Annotated in this window: 17 protein-coding genes; 9 read left to right on the top strand and 8 right to left on the bottom strand. The window is 62.9% G+C overall.

Translation table 11 applies throughout. From position 1 onward, the window contains the following. Positions 1-123: 123 nt before the first annotated feature. Positions 124-381, top strand: a complete 258-nt coding sequence (locus BLS75_RS03685) for a DUF2790 domain-containing protein (RefSeq protein WP_072450286.1) — start codon at positions 124-126, stop codon at positions 379-381. A gap of 123 nt (positions 382-504) precedes the next feature. Here BLS75_RS03685 and BLS75_RS03680 read toward each other — a convergent pair whose 3' ends face one another. Beyond that, positions 505-768 (bottom strand): DUF1652 domain-containing protein, encoded by a 264-nt coding sequence (locus tag BLS75_RS03680; protein ID WP_011061382.1) that lies wholly within the window; start codon positions 766-768, stop codon positions 505-507. A gap of 517 nt (positions 769-1,285) precedes the next feature. Between BLS75_RS03680 and eco the strand changes: the two genes are divergently transcribed. Then, entirely contained in the window at positions 1,286-1,762 is a 477-nt protein-coding gene (eco, locus tag BLS75_RS03675; RefSeq protein ID WP_015635680.1) for a serine protease inhibitor ecotin, read from the top strand. Positions 1,763-1,789: 27 nt separating this feature from the next. Continuing rightward, the gene (locus BLS75_RS03670) at positions 1,790-2,095 is read left to right on the top strand and encodes an NIPSNAP family protein (RefSeq protein WP_072450285.1); all 306 of its coding nucleotides are present in this window, start codon (positions 1,790-1,792) and stop codon (positions 2,093-2,095) included. Between the two features lie 62 nt (positions 2,096-2,157). Here BLS75_RS03670 and ilvA read toward each other — a convergent pair whose 3' ends face one another. Next, a complete protein-coding gene (gene ilvA / locus BLS75_RS03665; protein ID WP_015635681.1) occupies positions 2,158-3,195 on the bottom strand; it encodes a threonine ammonia-lyase, biosynthetic in 1,038 nt (345 codons plus the stop codon). A 295-nt stretch (positions 3,196-3,490) separates the two neighbouring features. Between ilvA and BLS75_RS03660 the strand changes: the two genes are divergently transcribed. Then, positions 3,491-3,691, top strand: a complete 201-nt coding sequence (locus BLS75_RS03660; RefSeq protein ID WP_011061386.1) for a ParD-like family protein — start codon at positions 3,491-3,493, stop codon at positions 3,689-3,691. After that, entirely contained in the window at positions 3,688-4,452 is a 765-nt protein-coding gene (gene map, locus BLS75_RS03655) for a type I methionyl aminopeptidase (RefSeq protein WP_011061387.1), read from the top strand. The genes BLS75_RS03660 and map overlap by 4 nt, the downstream gene beginning before the upstream one ends. Before the next feature lie 6 nt (positions 4,453-4,458). Here map and BLS75_RS03650 read toward each other — a convergent pair whose 3' ends face one another. After that, entirely contained in the window at positions 4,459-6,045 is a 1,587-nt protein-coding gene (locus tag BLS75_RS03650; protein WP_015635682.1) for a RimK family alpha-L-glutamate ligase, read from the bottom strand. Positions 6,046-6,138: 93 nt separating this feature from the next. Between BLS75_RS03650 and BLS75_RS03645 the strand changes: the two genes are divergently transcribed. Continuing rightward, the gene (locus BLS75_RS03645; protein WP_019093958.1) at positions 6,139-7,245 is read left to right on the top strand and encodes a GNAT family N-acetyltransferase/peptidase C39 family protein; all 1,107 of its coding nucleotides are present in this window, start codon (positions 6,139-6,141) and stop codon (positions 7,243-7,245) included. Positions 7,246-7,316: 71 nt separating this feature from the next. On the opposite strand, the gene BLS75_RS03640 is transcribed toward BLS75_RS03645, so the two are convergent. From BLS75_RS03640 to lpxO, 3 genes are all read right to left on the bottom strand, one after another. Further along, complete coding sequence (locus BLS75_RS03640; RefSeq protein WP_072450284.1) at positions 7,317-8,468, bottom strand: PQQ-dependent sugar dehydrogenase; 1,152 nt, start codon at positions 8,466-8,468, stop codon at positions 7,317-7,319. Between the two features lie 77 nt (positions 8,469-8,545). Beyond that, the gene (locus tag BLS75_RS03635) at positions 8,546-8,914 is read right to left on the bottom strand and encodes a hypothetical protein (RefSeq protein ID WP_072450283.1); all 369 of its coding nucleotides are present in this window, start codon (positions 8,912-8,914) and stop codon (positions 8,546-8,548) included. 222 nt (positions 8,915-9,136) lie between these two features. Further along, complete coding sequence (gene lpxO, locus BLS75_RS03630) at positions 9,137-10,036, bottom strand: lipid A hydroxylase LpxO (protein WP_011061392.1); 900 nt, start codon at positions 10,034-10,036, stop codon at positions 9,137-9,139. A 359-nt stretch (positions 10,037-10,395) separates the two neighbouring features. On the opposite strand from lpxO, the gene BLS75_RS03625 reads away from it, so the two are divergent. The 3 genes from BLS75_RS03625 (at position 10,396) to BLS75_RS03615 (ending at position 14,485) form a co-directional block, all read left to right on the top strand. Further along, positions 10,396-11,130 (top strand): alpha/beta fold hydrolase, encoded by a 735-nt coding sequence (locus BLS75_RS03625; RefSeq protein WP_072450282.1) that lies wholly within the window; start codon positions 10,396-10,398, stop codon positions 11,128-11,130. A 249-nt stretch (positions 11,131-11,379) separates the two neighbouring features. Next, the gene (locus BLS75_RS03620; RefSeq protein ID WP_011061394.1) at positions 11,380-12,966 is read left to right on the top strand and encodes an ABC-F family ATPase; all 1,587 of its coding nucleotides are present in this window, start codon (positions 11,380-11,382) and stop codon (positions 12,964-12,966) included. A 331-nt stretch (positions 12,967-13,297) separates the two neighbouring features. Next, complete coding sequence (locus tag BLS75_RS03615) at positions 13,298-14,485, top strand: MFS transporter (RefSeq protein ID WP_072450281.1); 1,188 nt, start codon at positions 13,298-13,300, stop codon at positions 14,483-14,485. Between the two features lies 1 nt (position 14,486). Here BLS75_RS03615 and BLS75_RS03610 read toward each other — a convergent pair whose 3' ends face one another. Both BLS75_RS03610 and BLS75_RS03605 read right to left on the bottom strand, forming a co-directional pair. Next, the gene (locus tag BLS75_RS03610) at positions 14,487-15,524 is read right to left on the bottom strand and encodes an alpha/beta hydrolase family protein (RefSeq protein WP_072450280.1); all 1,038 of its coding nucleotides are present in this window, start codon (positions 15,522-15,524) and stop codon (positions 14,487-14,489) included. Between the two features lie 254 nt (positions 15,525-15,778). Next, complete coding sequence (locus BLS75_RS03605) at positions 15,779-16,390, bottom strand: FMN-dependent NADH-azoreductase (RefSeq protein ID WP_011061397.1); 612 nt, start codon at positions 16,388-16,390, stop codon at positions 15,779-15,781. Positions 16,391-16,453 lie beyond the last annotated feature (63 nt).

The raw sequence follows: 16,453 nt of genomic DNA, 5'->3' as shown, positions 1-16,453 counted from the left end.
AATTAATCCGTCAGGCTAAAAGTGTCATTGACCGCGCTAGCTCAGAACAATCTGAAGCGCTGCGCGGCAAGTTCTAACGCCTGATTGGCGCGGAACTGACGTAGCCTGCATCGGAGAATTGCCATGAACCTGCGTATCGGTTTGACTGCCACCGCCCTGCTGTTGAGTGCCCTCAGTGGCCTGGCCCAGGCAGACAGCACCACCGCCGTGCCCTACCACTATGGAATGCCGCTGCATGTGGGCAAAGTGATCTCGATGACCGAACCTGCGACCCAGGAGTGCAAAGTGATCACCGCCGACATGAAGTTCATCGACAACCAGGGCAAGCCCGAGGAAATCACCTACAGAAAGATGTCGGATGCGTGCATCACCGATAATTGAGGCTGTGCAACACACTCACGCGGGGCCGCGCTGCGGCCCCTCATCACGCCCGGTGCCGATCGGCAAGCCGGGTTTCGCGGCGGCCTGGCGGCCCCCTGTTGAATTCCCTACTCCCGAAGGCGCCTAGAATGCACGCCGCAGAGGGGCAACCTGGCGAGGGTTGTGCGCCAGGTCGTAGCGCAATTCGGCAATCAGCTCGTTGATTTCCCGACAGCCGTTGAGCTGCGAGGCGTCGATGCCGGTAACCACCAGGTCGACCCGGTCGGTTTGATGGTCGCCGAAGACCTTCACGGTCATCGACAGGTCGGGGCTTAGGGTGCATTGGCAGCGTTTGGGCAGAAAGCTGCTTTCAATGATATTGCGCAGTTCAAGGGCAGATAGAAACATGGCGACTCTCTCCTTTGTTCGAGACGGCCAATCAATAGGCAAACAACCTGACAACAATGACGTCCGTGTTCGGTAGTGATCCGGGCCCGGTCTTGATCCTTGCAGACGGAGCCAAGCTACAGACTAAGCCGCTTTCCCGAGGCTGCTAAATTCGATTTCGCTCTGAGCACCGGGTTTTTTCGCTTGGTTGGCTGCCAGCCCATACCGGCCGCCGGCCTATCCCTCCATTTGCGTGCAACTGGTCTTGTTTCAAGGTTTTGCTCAATCGCGGGCCTGATTGATAAGGCAGCAGGAAACGTGCCTGGCCGGCAGCGCCACAGGGCCCTGCGAAATCGGCACGCGGCGTACGAGTAGCCGTGCAAAGTGCAAGAAAGCAGGCAGTTGGCCTTGCAAAATGCCCTGCTACCCAGGACGTTTGCATTGCGCCTCGGGCGCCGGTCAGAATGCCCGGGCCGGACTTTCCCCAAGGCGCCCACTCAAACGGGTGTATCGCGCTTTCAATCAGCCAGGAGGCTTCATGCGTCTGCTCCCCCTTGCCAGCGTCACCCTGCTTTCGGCTCTCTGCGCCCAGGCCTTTGCCGCCAAGCTCGAAGACACCGCACCCTACCCCAAGGCCGAAGACGGCTTCACCCGCCAGGTCATCCACCTGCCCAAGCAACAGCACGAAGACCGCTACAAGGTCGAGATCCTCGCCGGCAAGACCCTCACCGTGGACTGCAACCTGCAGCGCCTGGGCGGCAAACTGCTAGAGAAGAACCTCGAAGGCTGGGGTTATCCCTACTACCGCCTGGACCAGGTCAGCGGCCCGATAAGTACGCGGATGGCCTGCCCCGACGGCAAGACCCGCGAGGATTTCGTCCCGGTGACCGGTGACGGTTTCGTCTTGCGCTACAACAGCAAGCTGCCGATCGTGATCTACGCGCCCAAGGACGTGGAAGTGCGCTACCGCCTGTGGAGCGCCGCGGACAAGACAGAAAACGCCCGCCAGGAATAAGCCATCCCCCCAGCCGGAGTGCCTCCCTTGATTACCTGCCATGTCAAATACGTGATCGACCCCTACCAACTGGCCGAGTTCGAAGCCTACTCCAAGGCCTGGATCGCGGTGGTGAAGCGGCTGGGCGGCACCCACCACGGCTATTTCCTGCCCTCCGAAGGTGCCAGCAATATCGCCTACTGCCTGTTCAGCTTTCCTTCCCTGGCGGACTACGAAGCCTACCGCCAGAGCGCCCTCAATGACCCGGAAAGCGTGGCCCTGGTAGCGGCGGTGGTGCAAAAGCGCTTCATCCTCAGCTACGAACGCAGCTTCATGCGCCCTCTGCTGTCGTAGGAGCCGGCTTGCCGGTGAAGCTTGCATCGCTGCGCAGGGCGCCTTCGCTGGCAGGTCTGTTCCTACAAGGCGGCGTTGCTCAGGGCGGCGCGTTCGGCGACGTGGCGCAGGCTGTCAAAGTTGATGTTGGCGCCCGAGTCGATCGCCACCAGGGTCTGGCCGCGGACGCCGCTTTGCGCCACGTATTCCTTGATGCCCGCCACCGCCAGGGCGCCCGAGGGCTCGGTGATGGAGCGGGTATCGTCGTAGATGTCCTTGATCGCCGCACACAACTGGTCGTTGCTGACGCTGATCACTTGATCCACGTGATGCCGGCAGATCTGGAAACCATGCTCACCGATCTGCGCCACCGCAACACCGTCGGCAAAGGTTCCCACTTCAGGCAGCACCACCCGCTGCCCTGCCGCCAGGGCCTGTTGCAGACAGTTGGAATGTTCGGACTCGACACCAACGATGCGGATCTGTGGCCGTAGGTATTTGACATAGGCGGCGATCCCGGCGATCAGCCCGCCACCGCCGACCGGAACGAAGATCGCGTCCAGTTCGCCCTGCTGCTGGCGCAGGATCTCCATGGCCACGGTGCCTTGCCCGGCAATCACATGGGGATCATCAAAGGGTGAAACAAAGGTACTGCCGGTGCGTTGGGCCAGATCCAGGGCATGCTCCAGGGCGAAGGGAAAGCTCTGGCCATGCAGGATCGCCTCGGCGCCGCGGCTGCGCACCCCCAGCACCTTGAGTTCCGGGGTGCTGGCGGGCATCACGATGCTTGCCTTGATCCCCAGTTCCCGCGCCGCCAGCGCCACGCCCTGGGCATGATTGCCGGCGGACGCGGTGACCACTCCGCGCAGCTTCTGCTCCGGGGTGAGGTGCGCCAGGCGGTTGTAGGCGCCACGGATCTTGAAGGAAAAGGTCGGTTGCAGGTCTTCGCGCTTGAGCAGGATCTGATTGCCCAGCCGCTCGGACAGCGCCGGCGCCGCCTGCAACGGCGTACGGATCGCCAGGTCGTAGACCGGCGCCGCAAGAATCATCTTCACGTAGCGCTCCAGCAACGCCATGTCGGCACTGGGCTGGGGGGTAGCGGAACGGCTGGGGCGACTCATGGTGGATCTCCTGGCTGTGTACGAAGCCCGGGAGACAGAGAGAAAAAACCCGCCTCCAGGGCGGGTTGGGTGCAGTCGTCAGCAAGCCCGCCAATAAGGAATGGCGGTAATAATGCTTGGCTGGAAACGATATGCAGGGAAAGTCATGGGCTGGAAATTACTCGCGCCAGCAGGGTCCGGTCAACGCTTTTTTCCCGGCCTCCTTGAACAGCGACGTCTGCCATTGGGCACCGTGGCTTGAAGCCAAATATACGAAACATATATGATTCGTATATTTCCTCAAGGGAGGCCCCCCATGGGCATCGTCAAGATCTCCGATGAACTGCACGAGCAGATCCGCGTGGCCAGCGCCGCCATGGACCGCTCGATCAATGCCCAGGCCGAGTTCTGGATGAAGATCGGCCTGCTGGCCGAACTCAACCCTCACCTGGCCTACAACGACCTGATCAACAAACTGTTGCTGAACAAGCCCGACCTGCTCAGGGGGCGCGCATGACCCAGGCCCTGATCAAGACCCCGGAACAACTGGCGCTGATGCGCGAAGCCGGGCGGCTGCTGGCCCAGGTGTTCACCTATCTCGACGGTTTTGTCGCCCCCGGCCTGTCCACCCTGGAGCTGGACGCCGCGGTGGAACACCTGATCCGCCATGAACTCAAGGCGCGCCCGGCCAGCAAGGGCCAGTACAACTACCCCTACTGCATCAACACCTCGATCAACGAGGTGGTGTGCCACGGCATGCCCCACCCCAAGGCCGTGCTCAAGGACGGTGACATCATCAATATCGACATCACCCTGGAGAAGAACGGCTACATCGCCGACTCCAGCAAGATGTACCTGATCGGCACTGTCGGGCCCAAGGCCCGGCGCCTGGTGGACACCACCTTCGAGGCCATGTGGGCGGCGATCAAGGTGGTGCGCCCCGGCGCCCGGCTGGGCGATATCGGCCATGCCATCCAGGCCCATGCCGAAGCCAAGGGCTACAGCGTTGTCCGTGAATACTGCGGCCATGGCATCGGCCGGCAGATGCACGAAGAGCCGCAAATCCTCCACTTCGGTCGCCCCGGTACCGGCCTGGAGCTGCGCGAGGGCATGGTCTTCACCATCGAGCCGATGCTCAACCAGGGCAGCGCCCGGGTCCGCGGGCTCAAGGATGGCTGGACCGTGGTCACCCGCGACAACGGCCTCTCGGCCCAGTGGGAACACACGGTGGCGGTGACCCGGGACGGCTTCGAGGTGCTGACCCTGCAACCGCAATGAAGGCCCCTACCAGGCCTGGCCGCGCCGCTTGAGCTCCAGGCGGCGGACAAACTCCTCCAGCACCAGGGCATAGAGATCGTCCTGCAGGTAGGCATCCTCGATGCCGGCGTCGAGGTTGGGGTTGTCGTTGACCTCAATCACCACCACCTTGTCGCCGGACTGCTTGAGATCGACGCCGTACAGGCCGTCGCCGATCAGGTTGGCGGTCTTCACCGCCAGATCCACCACCGCCCGGGGCGCTTCGTGGATCGCCAGGGTGCGGCACTCGCCGTTGATGTCCTGGCCCTTGGCCTTGTGGTTGTAGATCTGCCAATGGCCCTTGGACATGAAGTACTGGCAGGCAAAGATCGGCTTGCGGTTGAGCACGCCGATGCGCCAGTCGTACTCGGTGTAAAAGAACTCCTGGGCCAGCAGCAGTACCGAGTGCTCGAACAGCTCGGCAGTGGCTTCCATCAAGGCCTGCTGGCTCTCGACCTTGATCACTCCGCGGGAAAAACAGCCGTCGGGGATCTTCAGCACCAGGGGAAAACCCAGGCGCTCGCCGACCCGTTCGAAATCCTGCGGTCGCTCCTTGTAGAGAATCTCGGTGGCGGGCATGCCCAGCTGATGGCCCTTGAGCAGGTCGCTGAGGTAGACCTTGTTGGTGCAGCGCAGGATCGACGCCGGGTCGTCCATCACCACCAGCCCTTCGCTCTCGGCCTTCTTGGCAAAACGGTAGGTGTGGTTGTCGACGCTGGTGGTCTCGCGGATCAGCAGCGCGTCATATTCGGCCAGCCGCGAATAGTCCTTCTTCTCGATCAGTTCCACATCGATGCCCAGGCCCTTGCCCACGCGAATGAAACTCTCCAGCGCCCGAGGGTTGGAAGGCGGCAGCAGTTCCTGGGGATCATGGAGAATGGCCAAGTCATAACGGGCCACTTGCCGGGAGCGCGGAACCCGCCAGACCTTGCGGCTGAAACTGTCCAGGGAGTTGGCGAACTGATCTTCCTGGTCTTCGCGCAACTTATGCAATGCCCCCGACTTGACACCTTCGATGTGCCAACTGTTAGTTCGCTTGAAATCAACTAACAGGATCGGACAAGGGAAGAGTTCAAACAATTGCCGAGCCAATTCCTGCAAGGGCTCTATATGAGTTCGACCGAAGTAAAGGGTCAGCGTAAAGCCTTCGGTATCGCGGTAAAGATGATTGCTCAGGGCCTTTTCCAGGCTCTTGTCGAGATCATCCAGGGCCAACCCGTAAAGCGCCTTGCGGGTCAGTTCGCTGATGGTGCGCACCGAGGGAATCACCCGGTGGCCGCGGGCTTCAGCCAATAGCGAGCAATAGTAGCCATGCCCCAGGTACTTGTAGCTGCGGCACAGGTTGATCACCTGGACGCGCTTGCCGGGCGCGCTTTCGCGGCTGTGCTCGAGGTACTCCTGGGCCGTGAGGATGTCGTCGCTGGGAAAGTACGAGGCCCAGTCTTCCTTGCGTTCGACAATAATGATTACCTGGCTTGAGGTTTTGTCCAACCGGGCAATATTAGTTGAGGAAGTGATTGTCGCCGGCAAACTTTGCCCGGATACTTCTCGCCAATGACCTTGTACCGCTGACATAAAGTTCGCTCTCGCTGAAGAACCTGACCCTTTCTATTAAGCACGAACTTTTTTTGAAGTCTCGTTTCATTACGCAACTTTTACGGCGGTCATATGGATCTTGTCTTTCGCACTGCAACCCTCGAGGACTTGCCGGCGCTGGTGGCGCTGGAGGAACAATGTTTCACCAGCGACCGGCTGACCCCGCGCAGCTTCCAGTGGATGATCAGCCGCGCCCATGGGCAGCTGCTGGTGGCCGAACAGCAGGCGCAGGTGCTGGGGTATGCCCTGGTGCTGTTTCATCGCGGCACCTCCCTGGCGCGCCTGTATTCCCTGGCCATCGCCGAAAGCGCCCGGGGCCTGGGGCTGGGCAAGCGCCTGCTGCAACGCATGGAGGCCTGTGCCCTGGCCCATGACTGCGCCTACCTGCGCCTGGAGGTGCGCACCGACAACCCTGCGGCCATCGCCTTGTACGAGCGCAACGGCTACCGGCGTTTCGCCCTGGTCCCCGACTATTACCAGGACCACGCCGACGCCCTGCGCCTGGAAAAACGCATCCTCCAGCACCGCGAGACCCGCAGCATCCGCGTGCCCTATTACCAACAGACCACCGACTTCACCTGCGGCCCCGCCTGCCTGCTGATGGCCATGGGCGCCCTGCAACCTTCACGGCCCCTGGAGCGTCGGGAGGAACTGCAGATCTGGCGTGAAGCCACCACCGTCTTCATGACCTCGGGCCATGGTGGCTGCAGCCCCCAGGGCCTGGCCCTGGCGGCCTGGCGCCGCGGTTTTGCCGTGCGCTTGCAGGTCAACAGCAGCGGGCCGCTGTTTCTCAACGGCGTGCGCGACGAACATAAAAAGGACGTCATGCGCCTGGTCCACGATGAGTTCTGCAAGGAACTGGATGCCAGCGAAGTGCAGCAGGTGCTCGGCGGGCCGCTGGACCTGCCCGGCCTGTTGCGTGAAGGCGGCCAGCCCCTGGTGCTGATCAGCAGCTATCGCCTGACCCGCTCCAAGGCGCCGCACTGGGTGATAGTCACCGACTGCGACCAGGACTTCGTCTACCTCCACGACCCGGATGTCGACCACAGCCAGCACCGCCAGCCCCTGGACTGCCAGCACCTGCCGGTGAGTCACGGCGAGTTCGCCAAGATGTGCAGTTTCGGCAGCAGCAAACTGCGCGCCGCGGTGATCCTCTTCCCCCCGCGCGCCCACCCGTAGGAGCCGGCTTGCCGGTGAAGAGGCCCGCAGCCTTGCGCGGCCCCTGTCGACGCCTGCAAGGGAGCCCGGGGCTATTGCAGGCCGACTTTGTACAGCGTGCCCTGGTCCTCGTCGGTGAGGATGTAGAGGTAGCCGTCCGGGCCCTGGCGCACATCACGAATACGCGCCTTGAGCCCGCCCAGCAGGCGTTCCTCGTGCTCGACCCGATCACCGTTGAACTGCAGCCGGATCAACTCCTGGCTGGCCAGGGCGCCAATGAACACGTTGTGCTGCCAGGGCTTGAAGCGGTCGCTGTCATAGAAGGCCATGCCGCTGATGCCGGGGGACTTCTCCCACACATGGTGCGGCGCCACGGTGCCGGGCGCGGTCTGGCCCACTGCCTCGGGGATCGGCTGGCCGGAATAGTTGATGCCGTGGGTCGCCAGAGGCCAGCCGTAGTTCTTGCCGCGCTCGATGATATTGATCTCGTCGCCACCCTTGGGCCCGTGTTCGTTCTCCCAGAGGGTGCCGCTCCAGGGGTTGAGCGCCGCCCCCTGGGGGTTGCGGTGGCCGTAGCTCCAGATCTCCGGGCGCACCCCGGCCTGGCCGACGAAAGGGTTGTCATCCGGCACCCGACCATCCGGGTACAGGCGCACGATCTTGCCCTGGAGCTTGTCCAGGTCCTGGGCGGTGGGCCGGTCGTTGTTTTCACCCAGGGTCACGAACAGGTAGCCGTCGCGGTCGAACACCAGCCGCGACCCGAAGTGATTGCCCGTGGACAGCTTGGGTTCCTGCCGGAAGATCACCTGGAAATCCTTGAGCCCGCTCAGGTCATCGCTCAAACGGCCACGGCCCACGGCGGTGCCGGCAGTCCCGCCCTCGCCGCCACCTTCGGCATAGGACAGATACACCATGCGGTCCTGCTTGAAGTCCGGCGACAGCGCCACATCCAGCAAGCCGCCCTGGCCCTTGGCCCAGACCTTGGGTACCCCGCTCAGGGGCGCCGAAAGCTTGCCGTCCGCGCCGACCAGCCGCAGGTTGCCCGGGCGCTCGGTCACCAGAATGCCCTGGCGGTCCGGCAGGAATGCCAGGGCCCAGGGATGGTCAAGGCCGGCGGCCACCGGAGTCAGGCTCAGCGTGCCCTGCTCACTGGGAAAAGCCTGGGGTGTGGCGGCCATGGCGGGCACGGCACTGCCCAGCAAGACGCTGGAGCACAAGGTGGCGATAAGGGTTTTACGCAACATGCTCGCTTCCTTTTGTCGATCGAGAAAATCCTCGGTAGCAGGTTTCGCACCTGCCGCCAGGGTGGCAGGACAGTGCTTCAGCGCCGGTTGCCGGGATCGCTGTCGCGGGGGCTTTGCACCCGGGGATCAGGGTTGGGTCGTTGCACCGCGCCACGCGGGTAGCCATTGCCGATGCCACCGTTCTCAAGGGTTGGCGGGCGACCGGTCGGAGCGGTGCTGGGGCCGCGCACGGGCGGGCTGCTGGGCTGGGTGCCCTGCATGCTGTTGGGGTTGGCGCGACGGATGGGGTTGCTGTAGCGGTCGTTGTTGCCGCTGCTGGGCAGGTTCTGCGCCAATTGCAGGGGGAGTTGATGGGTGGGAGGTGCTTCAGGGGCGCCAGCCCAGGCGGCGCCGCTGGTCAAAACCAGCGCGATGAGTGCGGCAAACCCGCGAGCCAGACCGTTCATGAAAAGCCTCCTGAGGAGCGACAAGGTATCGAATTCGATTCCACGCTACGCCCAGGGTTCGGCTTTGTTAACTAAATAATCCTTCAGAACATGTAACACCCGGTATCCACCGTGCCTTCATCTGCAAGCGCTGGCTGGCCTGCGAACGGGCCCTTTGGCCATGCCTCTGGCTCGAGGATGCGTTCGCCGGCAAGCCCGCTCCTACACCGCGGGGGTGCAACGTCAGATGTAGATGAACAGCAACAGCAGTGCAGCGAAGATCGCCCACTTTTCCAGGTAGTAGCGCGTGCGGTTGCGCTTTTTCAGTTCTTTGCCCCGCAGGCGGATCTTGTACAGCTTGTTGAAGGCACGGTTCAGGCCACCGGTCTTGTCACCGGCATCGTTGGGCGCGCCGGCGGCGGACATCACCGTACGGCTGAACCAGCCATTGAACGCGGCGGCCCAGCGGTACTTCATCGGCCGCTCGACATCGCAGAACAGAATGATGCGGTTCTGCTCGGTGGTGTTTTCCGCGTAGTGGATGTAGGTCTCGTCGAACATCACCGCTTCGCCGTCGCGCCAGTGATAACGCTCACCGTCGACCTCGATGAAGCAGCCTTCGTTGTTCGGCGTGGAAAGACCCAGGTGGTAGCGATAGGAACCGGCATAAGGGTCGCGGTGACGAACCAGGCGCGAACCTGGCGGCAGCTCGGCGAACATCGCAGCCTTGATCGAACCGATGCTCTGCACCAGCTCGGTGGTGCGTGGGCACAGCTTCATCGCCGAAGGGTGGCTGTCGCCGTACCACTTCAGGTAGAAGCGTTTCCAGCCGGTCTTGAAGAAGGAGTTGAAACCCACATCGTTGTACTGGTCCGAGCGCTTGATCTCGCCGGCCTGCAGCAGGCTCTGGCCTTCGGCACGGATCTCTTCCCAGTGTTCCTGCAGCTTGTTCATCTCCGGGAAGTCGGCCGGGTCCAGGTACGGCCGGTTGGGGTACTTGGAGAACAGATAGAGGAAGCAGTTGATGGGCGCCAGGAAGGTCGAGTGATCGCTGAGCTGGCGGCCCAGTTTATGGCGCACGCGCCCCCGCAGGTGTACGTACGCAATGGATAAAACGTATACAGCGGCAATGATGAGTTTCACGGAAATCGTCACACGTCAGAAGAGAACATGCTGCGCCTCTGAAAGCCCGGAAGGCCAAAGGCAAATTGCAGCGTCTGAGTTGAAAAAAGCGTAACCGGCGACGCTCTTCGTCGCAGGTTCGACCCTCGGCATCTGGCCGTCGGCTGGCATTTTAGCCACAGTTTGTAACCAATGGTTAACTCATATTTGTTAAAAGCTGCGCTCCTTTCGTTGAAAGATGCGGGTATTGCGCCGGCTGTTGATTGAGCTCAACAAACGCCGCTCGGTGCCGGTAGCGACCCGCAAGCGACTGTGTTGCCGGGCCTTGTCGAGGTATCCTGCGCGCCGCTGCCCTCTCCTCTTCGGCAAGGATTCCCGACTTGATCGACCCCAATCTCCCACCAACCCTGGTGCTGCTGCCGGGCATGGATGGCACCGGCACCCTGTTCGAACCGCTGCTCCAGGCCCTGGACCAGCATTGGCCGGTACAGGTCTTGCATTATCCCGGCGATCAGCCCCTGGGCTACCCGGCCCTGGTGGAGCGGGTGACGGCGCAACTGCCGACGAACCGGCGATTCATCCTGTTGGGCGAGTCCTTTTCCGGCCCGGTGGCGGTGAGTGTGGCCGCCCGCAATCCCGAAGGGCTGATGGGCCTGGTGCTGTGCAGCAGCTTTGTACGCAATCCGCGCCCGCGCCTTGCGCCTTTGCAGCCCCTGCTCAAGGTTCTGCCGGTGCAGCGCCTGCCGTTCTGGCCCATGGATGCCCTGCTGCTGGGCGGCTTTTCCACCCCGGCACTGCGTCAGGCACTGGCGGCGGCGATCGCCCAGGTGGCGCCGAAGGTACTGCAGGCCCGGTTGCAGGCGGTGCTCGCCGTGGATGTGCGCCAGGCCCTGGCTGCCAGCCGGGTGCCGCTGCTGTACCTGCGGGCCCGCCAGGATCGCTTGGTGCCCCCATCGGCTTCGGCCCTGGTCCGGCAGCTGCGCAGCGACGCCCGGCTGGTGGAGATCGAGGCGCCCCACTGCCTGCTCCAGGCCGCGCCGGCCGCGGCAGCGGCGCAATTGCAGCACTTCCTGAACGACCTGCTGGAAGCGGCTGCCATGCCCGGCAGGGGTTGAGCATCGTCTGCCCACGCTAAAATCCCTGCCCCTGTGTCATACAACTGCTCGTTTACATATGCGACAATGCGCACAAATTTCAACATGCACCCCGCACTCTTCGCTCAGCAACCTGGCCTGTTGGCCGGAATGTTGCGCTCGACGTACGCCCGCTGGCTCAGTTCCACACCCATACCGGTCCGACCTGGAAGGCTCCAGATCGCGCCCTGTGGATTTAAGGTCGGCGCTAAAACATTGGTAGGTAAGTAATTGATCTCCACAGCTAACATCACCATGCAGTTCGGCGCCAAGCCGCTGTTCGAGAACGTTTCGGTCAAGTTCAACGGCGGCAACCGCTACGGCCTGATCGGCGCCAACGGTTGCGGCAAGTCGACCTTCATGAAAATCCTCGGTGGCGACCTCGAGCCGTCCGGCGGCCAGGTCATGCTGGAACCGAACGTGCGCCTGGGCAAGCTGCGCCAGGACCAGTTCGCCTACGAAGAATTCACCGTGATCGACACCGTGATCATGGGCCACGAGGAGCTGTGGAAGGTCAAGGCCGAGCGCGATCGCATCTACTCGCTGCCGGAAATGACAGAAGAAGACGGCATGGCCGTGGCCGAGCTGGAAACCGAATTCGCCGAGATGGACGGCTACACCGCCGAGTCCCGCGCCGGTGAGCTGCTGCTGGGCCTGGGCATTCCCCTGGAACAGCATTTCGGCCCGATGACCGAAGTCGCGCCAGGCTGGAAACTGCGAGTTCTGCTGGCCCAGGCGCTGTTCTCCGATCCGGAAGTGCTGCTGCTGGACGAACCGACCAACCACCTGGACATCAACACCATCCGCTGGCTGGAAAACATCCTCACGGCGCGTAACAGCACCATGATCATCATTTCCCACGACCGGCACTTCCTCAACAGTGTCTGCACCCACATGGCCGACCTGGACTACGGCGAACTGCGCCTGTTCCCGGGCAACTACGACGAATACATGATCGCCGCGACCCAGTCCCGCGAGCAGCTGCTGTCGGACAACGCCAAGAAGAAAGCCCAGATCGCCGAACTGCAGACCTTCGTCAGCCGCTTCTCGGCCAACGCCTCGAAAGCCAAGCAGGCCACATCCCGGGCCAAGCAGATCGACAAGATCCAGCTGGCCGAAGTCAAGCCGTCGAGCCGCGTCAGCCCGTTCATCCGCTTCGAACAGACCAAGAAACTGCACCGCCAGGCGGTGACCCTGGAGCGCATGTCCAAGGGTTTCGACGGCAAGACCCTGTTCCAGAACTTCAGCTTCACCGTCGAAGCCGGCGAGCGCGTAGCGATCATCGGCCCCAACGGCATCGGCAAGACCACTCTGCTGCGCACCCTGGTGGGCGAGCTGACCCCGGACGCCGGCACAGTGAAGTGGACCGAAAGCGCGGAGCTGGGCTACTACGCCCAGGACCACGCCCATGACTTCGAAGACGACGTCAGCCTGTTCGACTGGATGGGCCAGTGGACCCAGGGCGAACAGATGATCCGCGGCACCCTGGGCCGGATGCTGTTCTCCAACGACGAGATCCTCAAGTCGGTGAAGGTGATTTCCGGTGGTGAGCAAGGCCGCATGCTGTTCGGCAAGTTGATCCTGCAAAAGCCCAACGTGCTGGTGATGGACGAACCGACCAACCACCTGGACATGGAATCCATCGAGGCGCTTAACCTGGCCCTGGAGAACTACCCGGGCACCCTGATCTTCGTCAGCCACGACCGTGAGTTCGTATCGTCCCTGGCCACCCGCATCATCGAGTTGAGCCCAAGCGGCGTGACCGACTTCAGCGGCACCTACGACGACTACCTGCGCAGCCAGGGCGTGATGTTCTAAAGACAGCGGCAAGCGGTAAGCGACAACAAAAAAGCCCCGTCCAGTGTGACGGGGCTTTTTTGTATGCCCCCTCGCTCGCAGGTGCCGGCTTGCCGACGAAAAGGCTCGCCAGCCTTGCATCACCCAGCGGACGCCTTCGCTGGCAAGCCAGTTCCTGCACGAACCCACAGGCCTCTGTAGGAGCCGGCTTGCCGGCGAACAGGCCCGCAAGACTTGTACCGCTTCTGCCAGCGCCTACCGGGTGCGGGGAATAGATAGTTAGCCTGCTTTCTTTTATGTTCACGGCACGCGATGATGCAGGCCTCTAACCGCCGCCCGCGAACGAGCCTTCATGCCCGAGCCACAAACGCCCGCTCAAAGCTCCATGGCGATCACCCTGCAGATCGTCTCCATCGTCTTCTATACCTTTATTGCCTTCCTTTGCATCGGCCTGCCGATCGCGGTGTTGCCGGGTTATGTCCACGAACAGCTGGGCTTCAGCGCGGTGGTCGCCGGGCTGACCATTGGCGCGCAATACCTGGCCACCCTGCTCAGCCGGCCCATGGCCGGGAGAATGTCGGACACCGTGGGCACCAAGCGTTCGATCATCTACGGCTTGCTGGGGATTCTCCTCAGCGGGGTGCTGACCCTGGTTTCGGTGCTGCTCGTCCAGTGGCCACTGCTGAGTCTCGCCGTGCTGCTGGGCGGGCGCCTGCTGCTGGGGGTGGCCCAGGGCCTGATCGGGGTCGGCACCATCAGTTGGTGCATGGGCCAGGTCGGCGCGGAGCACACCGCGCGCTCTATTTCCTGGAACGGCATTGCCTCCTACGGCGCTATCGCCATTGGTGCACCGTTGGGGGTGCTGATGGTCCAGCAATACGGTTTCGTCAGCCTCGGCATCGCCTTGTCGATCCTGGCAATCCTGGCGTTGCTGCTGATCCGCAACAAACCCTCGGTGCCGGTGATTCGCGGCGAGCGCCTGCCGTTCTGGGCCGTGTTCGGGCGTATTGCGCCCTTTGGCGCCAGCCTGAGCCTGGCCTCCATCGGCTACGGCACCCTGACCACCTTCATCACCTTGTTCTACCTCAGCCGCGGCTGGACCGGCGCGGCCTATTGCCTGACGGTGTTCGGCGTGTGCTTTATCTTTTCGCGGCTGCTGTTCATCTCCTGCATCAGCCGTTTCGGCGGCTTTCGTTCGGCCATCGCCTGCATGTGCGTCGAAACCCTGGGCCTGGCCCTGCTGTGGCTGGCGCCCTCCACCGGCTGGGCCCTGGTGGGGGCCGGGTTGACCGGCTTCGGCCTGTCGCTGGTGTACCCGGCCCTGGGAGTGGAGGCCATCAAGCAAGTGCCCAACAGCAGCCGTGGCGCAGGTTTGAGCGCCTATGCGGTGTTTTTCGACCTGGCACTGGCCATCGCCGGGCCGTTGATGGGCGCGGTGGCGTTGAACCTGGGGTATTCGTGGATTTTCTTCTGCGCCGCCCTGCTCTCGCTGACCGGCCTGGGCCTGACCCTGATGCTCAAGCGCCGGGCCGGCGCCTGAGTCATTGATCGGCGGTCTGCATCCCGGCCCGGCTTGGCCGGCCCAGGGTATGGGCGAAGAAGTTGCCGGCTTCGAGAATCAGGTTGCGGTGGATGTCTTCACGGTCGACGCCGTCGGCATCGGTGCACAGCGCGGGCATCGCGGCCATCTGCTGCGCGGAGCAAGGCGCCATGAACACGAAATGCCCGGCGCCGGCCAGCAGCTTGAAGTCCGGGGCCACCGGCAATTTGCGCGCCAGGGCCGCGGCGTTCTTGTCCAGCGCCACCAACTTGTCGCCATCACCACTGTAGAGCAGCACCGGCACATGCACCCCGGCCAGGGTCTGGCGGCCGAACTTGAGGCTCAGGGGGGCCAGCAGCATCAAGGCATGCACCCGGGGGTCGGCCACCGGTTGCAGGTCGTCGCGGTCGACGATCAGTTCGCCCTGGGTGTTGCAGGCATCCCGATCATTGGGGCGCTCCTGGCAGTAGCGCCGCAAGCGGTCCAGGTCCGGCGTGGCGCCGGAGAGAATCAACGCGGTCTCGCCACCGGCGGAATAGCCGATCACCCCCACCTGGTCGGCATTGACGAAGGGCGACAGCATCGGGTCGCCGAGGGTTGCGGTGATGGCTTCGGAAATCTGGATCGGCCGCCCGTACAGATTGCTCAGGGTACCCAGACGGCTGTGGTCCTTGGAGTTGTCGCCGGGGTGAATCACCGCCACCACGACAAAGCCCTTGCGTGCCAGAGAGGTGGCCAGGTCATGCAGGGCCAGGGGGGTGCCGGTGTTACCGTGGGACAGCATCAGCATCGGGAAGCGGCCGATGGCGATCTTGGCATCCCGCGAGGCAGCGATCTGATAGCCCTCAAGCTGGCTGCCGTGCTCGATACCGGTAGACGGGTAGAAGGCGATGGCGCGCATCGGTTGCCGGTCCAGAGGGTCGAGAAAACTCATCTCGTGAAAGCCCACGCTCCAGTGCGGATGCGGCCCAGGGGCGGCCTGCACCGAAAGCAGGCTGCTGAGCAGGCAGATCAGTAACATTGCACAAAGACGTTTCATCGCACGCCCACCTTTGCCGCCGGATCGAGAAAGCCGTTCTCCCCTGCCATCCCTTGCCGCCAAGGCCTTGCAGCTGTACCACGCCGTAGCCAGGGATGCACAAGCCGGGAGCATTGCTCCGTGTGCTGCATAACCCGGGCCAGAAACCCTGAACACCACAATAAAAAAACTCCGCACCCTGCCCACTTCATGCGGTGAGCAGAATACAGAGTTTAGTGGCCCTTGCCGTGCAGCAAAGGCTCTTTACACAAGCCTTACGCGGCAGCGAAGAGTTGCTGGCTGATCTGCGCCTGGGCGTCACTCATGGCTTTGCTGCGTACTTCCTCGCCGTAGGCCAGGCCATGGGCGCGAACGAATTCGACATCGGTGATGCCGAAGAAGCCGAACAGCACTTTCAGGTAGTCCTCGTGGGCCACCCCAGTGGCCTGGCCTACGTGCAGGCCGCCGGAAGTGGACACCACAATCACTTTCTTGCCGCCGCACAGGCCTTGCGGGCCGGCTTCGGTGTAGCGGAAGGTCTCGCCAGCCACGGCGATGCGGTCGATCCAGGCCTTGAGTTGGGTGGGAATGGTGAAGTTGTACATCGGCGCGGCGACTACCACGGTGTCGGCGGCCTTGAATTCGGCCAGGGCCTGAGCGCTGAGCTGGGCCTCATGCTTCTGCGCGGCGTCACGCAGCTCCGCGGCGGTACCGGCAGCCACCAGGGTGGCGGCGGAGAAGTGGCTGATGGCGTCATTGGCCAGGTCGCGGTAGGTCACCACGGTGGCCGGATGAGCGGCTTTCCAGGCCTCAACCACACTGTGGCTGAGCTGACGGGAGGCCGAGTTGTCACCAAGAATGCTGGAATCGATATGCAAGAGTTTCATCTGGGATCTCCAAGTGAGGACCGCCACTGGGCGATCGGATGTGGGCAATCCTACAGATGAAAC

Origin of the sequence: Pseudomonas sp. NFPP12, assembly GCF_900103205.1 — a bacterium.
Classification (GTDB): domain Bacteria; phylum Pseudomonadota; class Gammaproteobacteria; order Pseudomonadales; family Pseudomonadaceae; genus Aquipseudomonas; species Aquipseudomonas protegens.
The sequence above is the reverse complement of the archived record's forward strand: the minus strand, read 5'-3'. Positions and strand labels throughout refer to the sequence as shown.

What these genes read in the sequence shown, in the direction of transcription:
- BLS75_RS03685 (WP_072450286.1), top strand. Translation starts at nt 124, where the DNA reads ATGAACCTGCGTATCGGTTTGACTGCCACCGCCCTGCTGTTGAGTGCC.
- BLS75_RS03680 (WP_011061382.1), bottom strand. Translation starts at nt 768, where the DNA reads ATGTTTCTATCTGCCCTTGAACTGCGCAATATCATTGAAAGCAGCTTT.
- eco (WP_015635680.1), top strand. Translation starts at nt 1,286, where the DNA reads ATGCGTCTGCTCCCCCTTGCCAGCGTCACCCTGCTTTCGGCTCTCTGC.
- ilvA (WP_015635681.1), bottom strand. Translation starts at nt 3,195, where the DNA reads ATGAGTCGCCCCAGCCGTTCCGCTACCCCCCAGCCCAGTGCCGACATG.
- BLS75_RS03660 (WP_011061386.1), top strand. Translation starts at nt 3,491, where the DNA reads ATGGGCATCGTCAAGATCTCCGATGAACTGCACGAGCAGATCCGCGTG.
- map (WP_011061387.1), top strand. Translation starts at nt 3,688, where the DNA reads ATGACCCAGGCCCTGATCAAGACCCCGGAACAACTGGCGCTGATGCGC.
- BLS75_RS03650 (WP_015635682.1), bottom strand. Translation starts at nt 6,045, where the DNA reads ATGTCAGCGGTACAAGGTCATTGGCGAGAAGTATCCGGGCAAAGTTTG.
- BLS75_RS03645 (WP_019093958.1), top strand. Translation starts at nt 6,139, where the DNA reads ATGGATCTTGTCTTTCGCACTGCAACCCTCGAGGACTTGCCGGCGCTG.
- BLS75_RS03640 (WP_072450284.1), bottom strand. Translation starts at nt 8,468, where the DNA reads ATGTTGCGTAAAACCCTTATCGCCACCTTGTGCTCCAGCGTCTTGCTG.
- BLS75_RS03635 (WP_072450283.1), bottom strand. Translation starts at nt 8,914, where the DNA reads ATGAACGGTCTGGCTCGCGGGTTTGCCGCACTCATCGCGCTGGTTTTG.
- BLS75_RS03615 (WP_072450281.1), top strand. Translation starts at nt 13,298, where the DNA reads ATGCCCGAGCCACAAACGCCCGCTCAAAGCTCCATGGCGATCACCCTG.
- BLS75_RS03610 (WP_072450280.1), bottom strand. Translation starts at nt 15,524, where the DNA reads ATGAAACGTCTTTGTGCAATGTTACTGATCTGCCTGCTCAGCAGCCTG.
- BLS75_RS03605 (WP_011061397.1), bottom strand. Translation starts at nt 16,390, where the DNA reads ATGAAACTCTTGCATATCGATTCCAGCATTCTTGGTGACAACTCGGCC.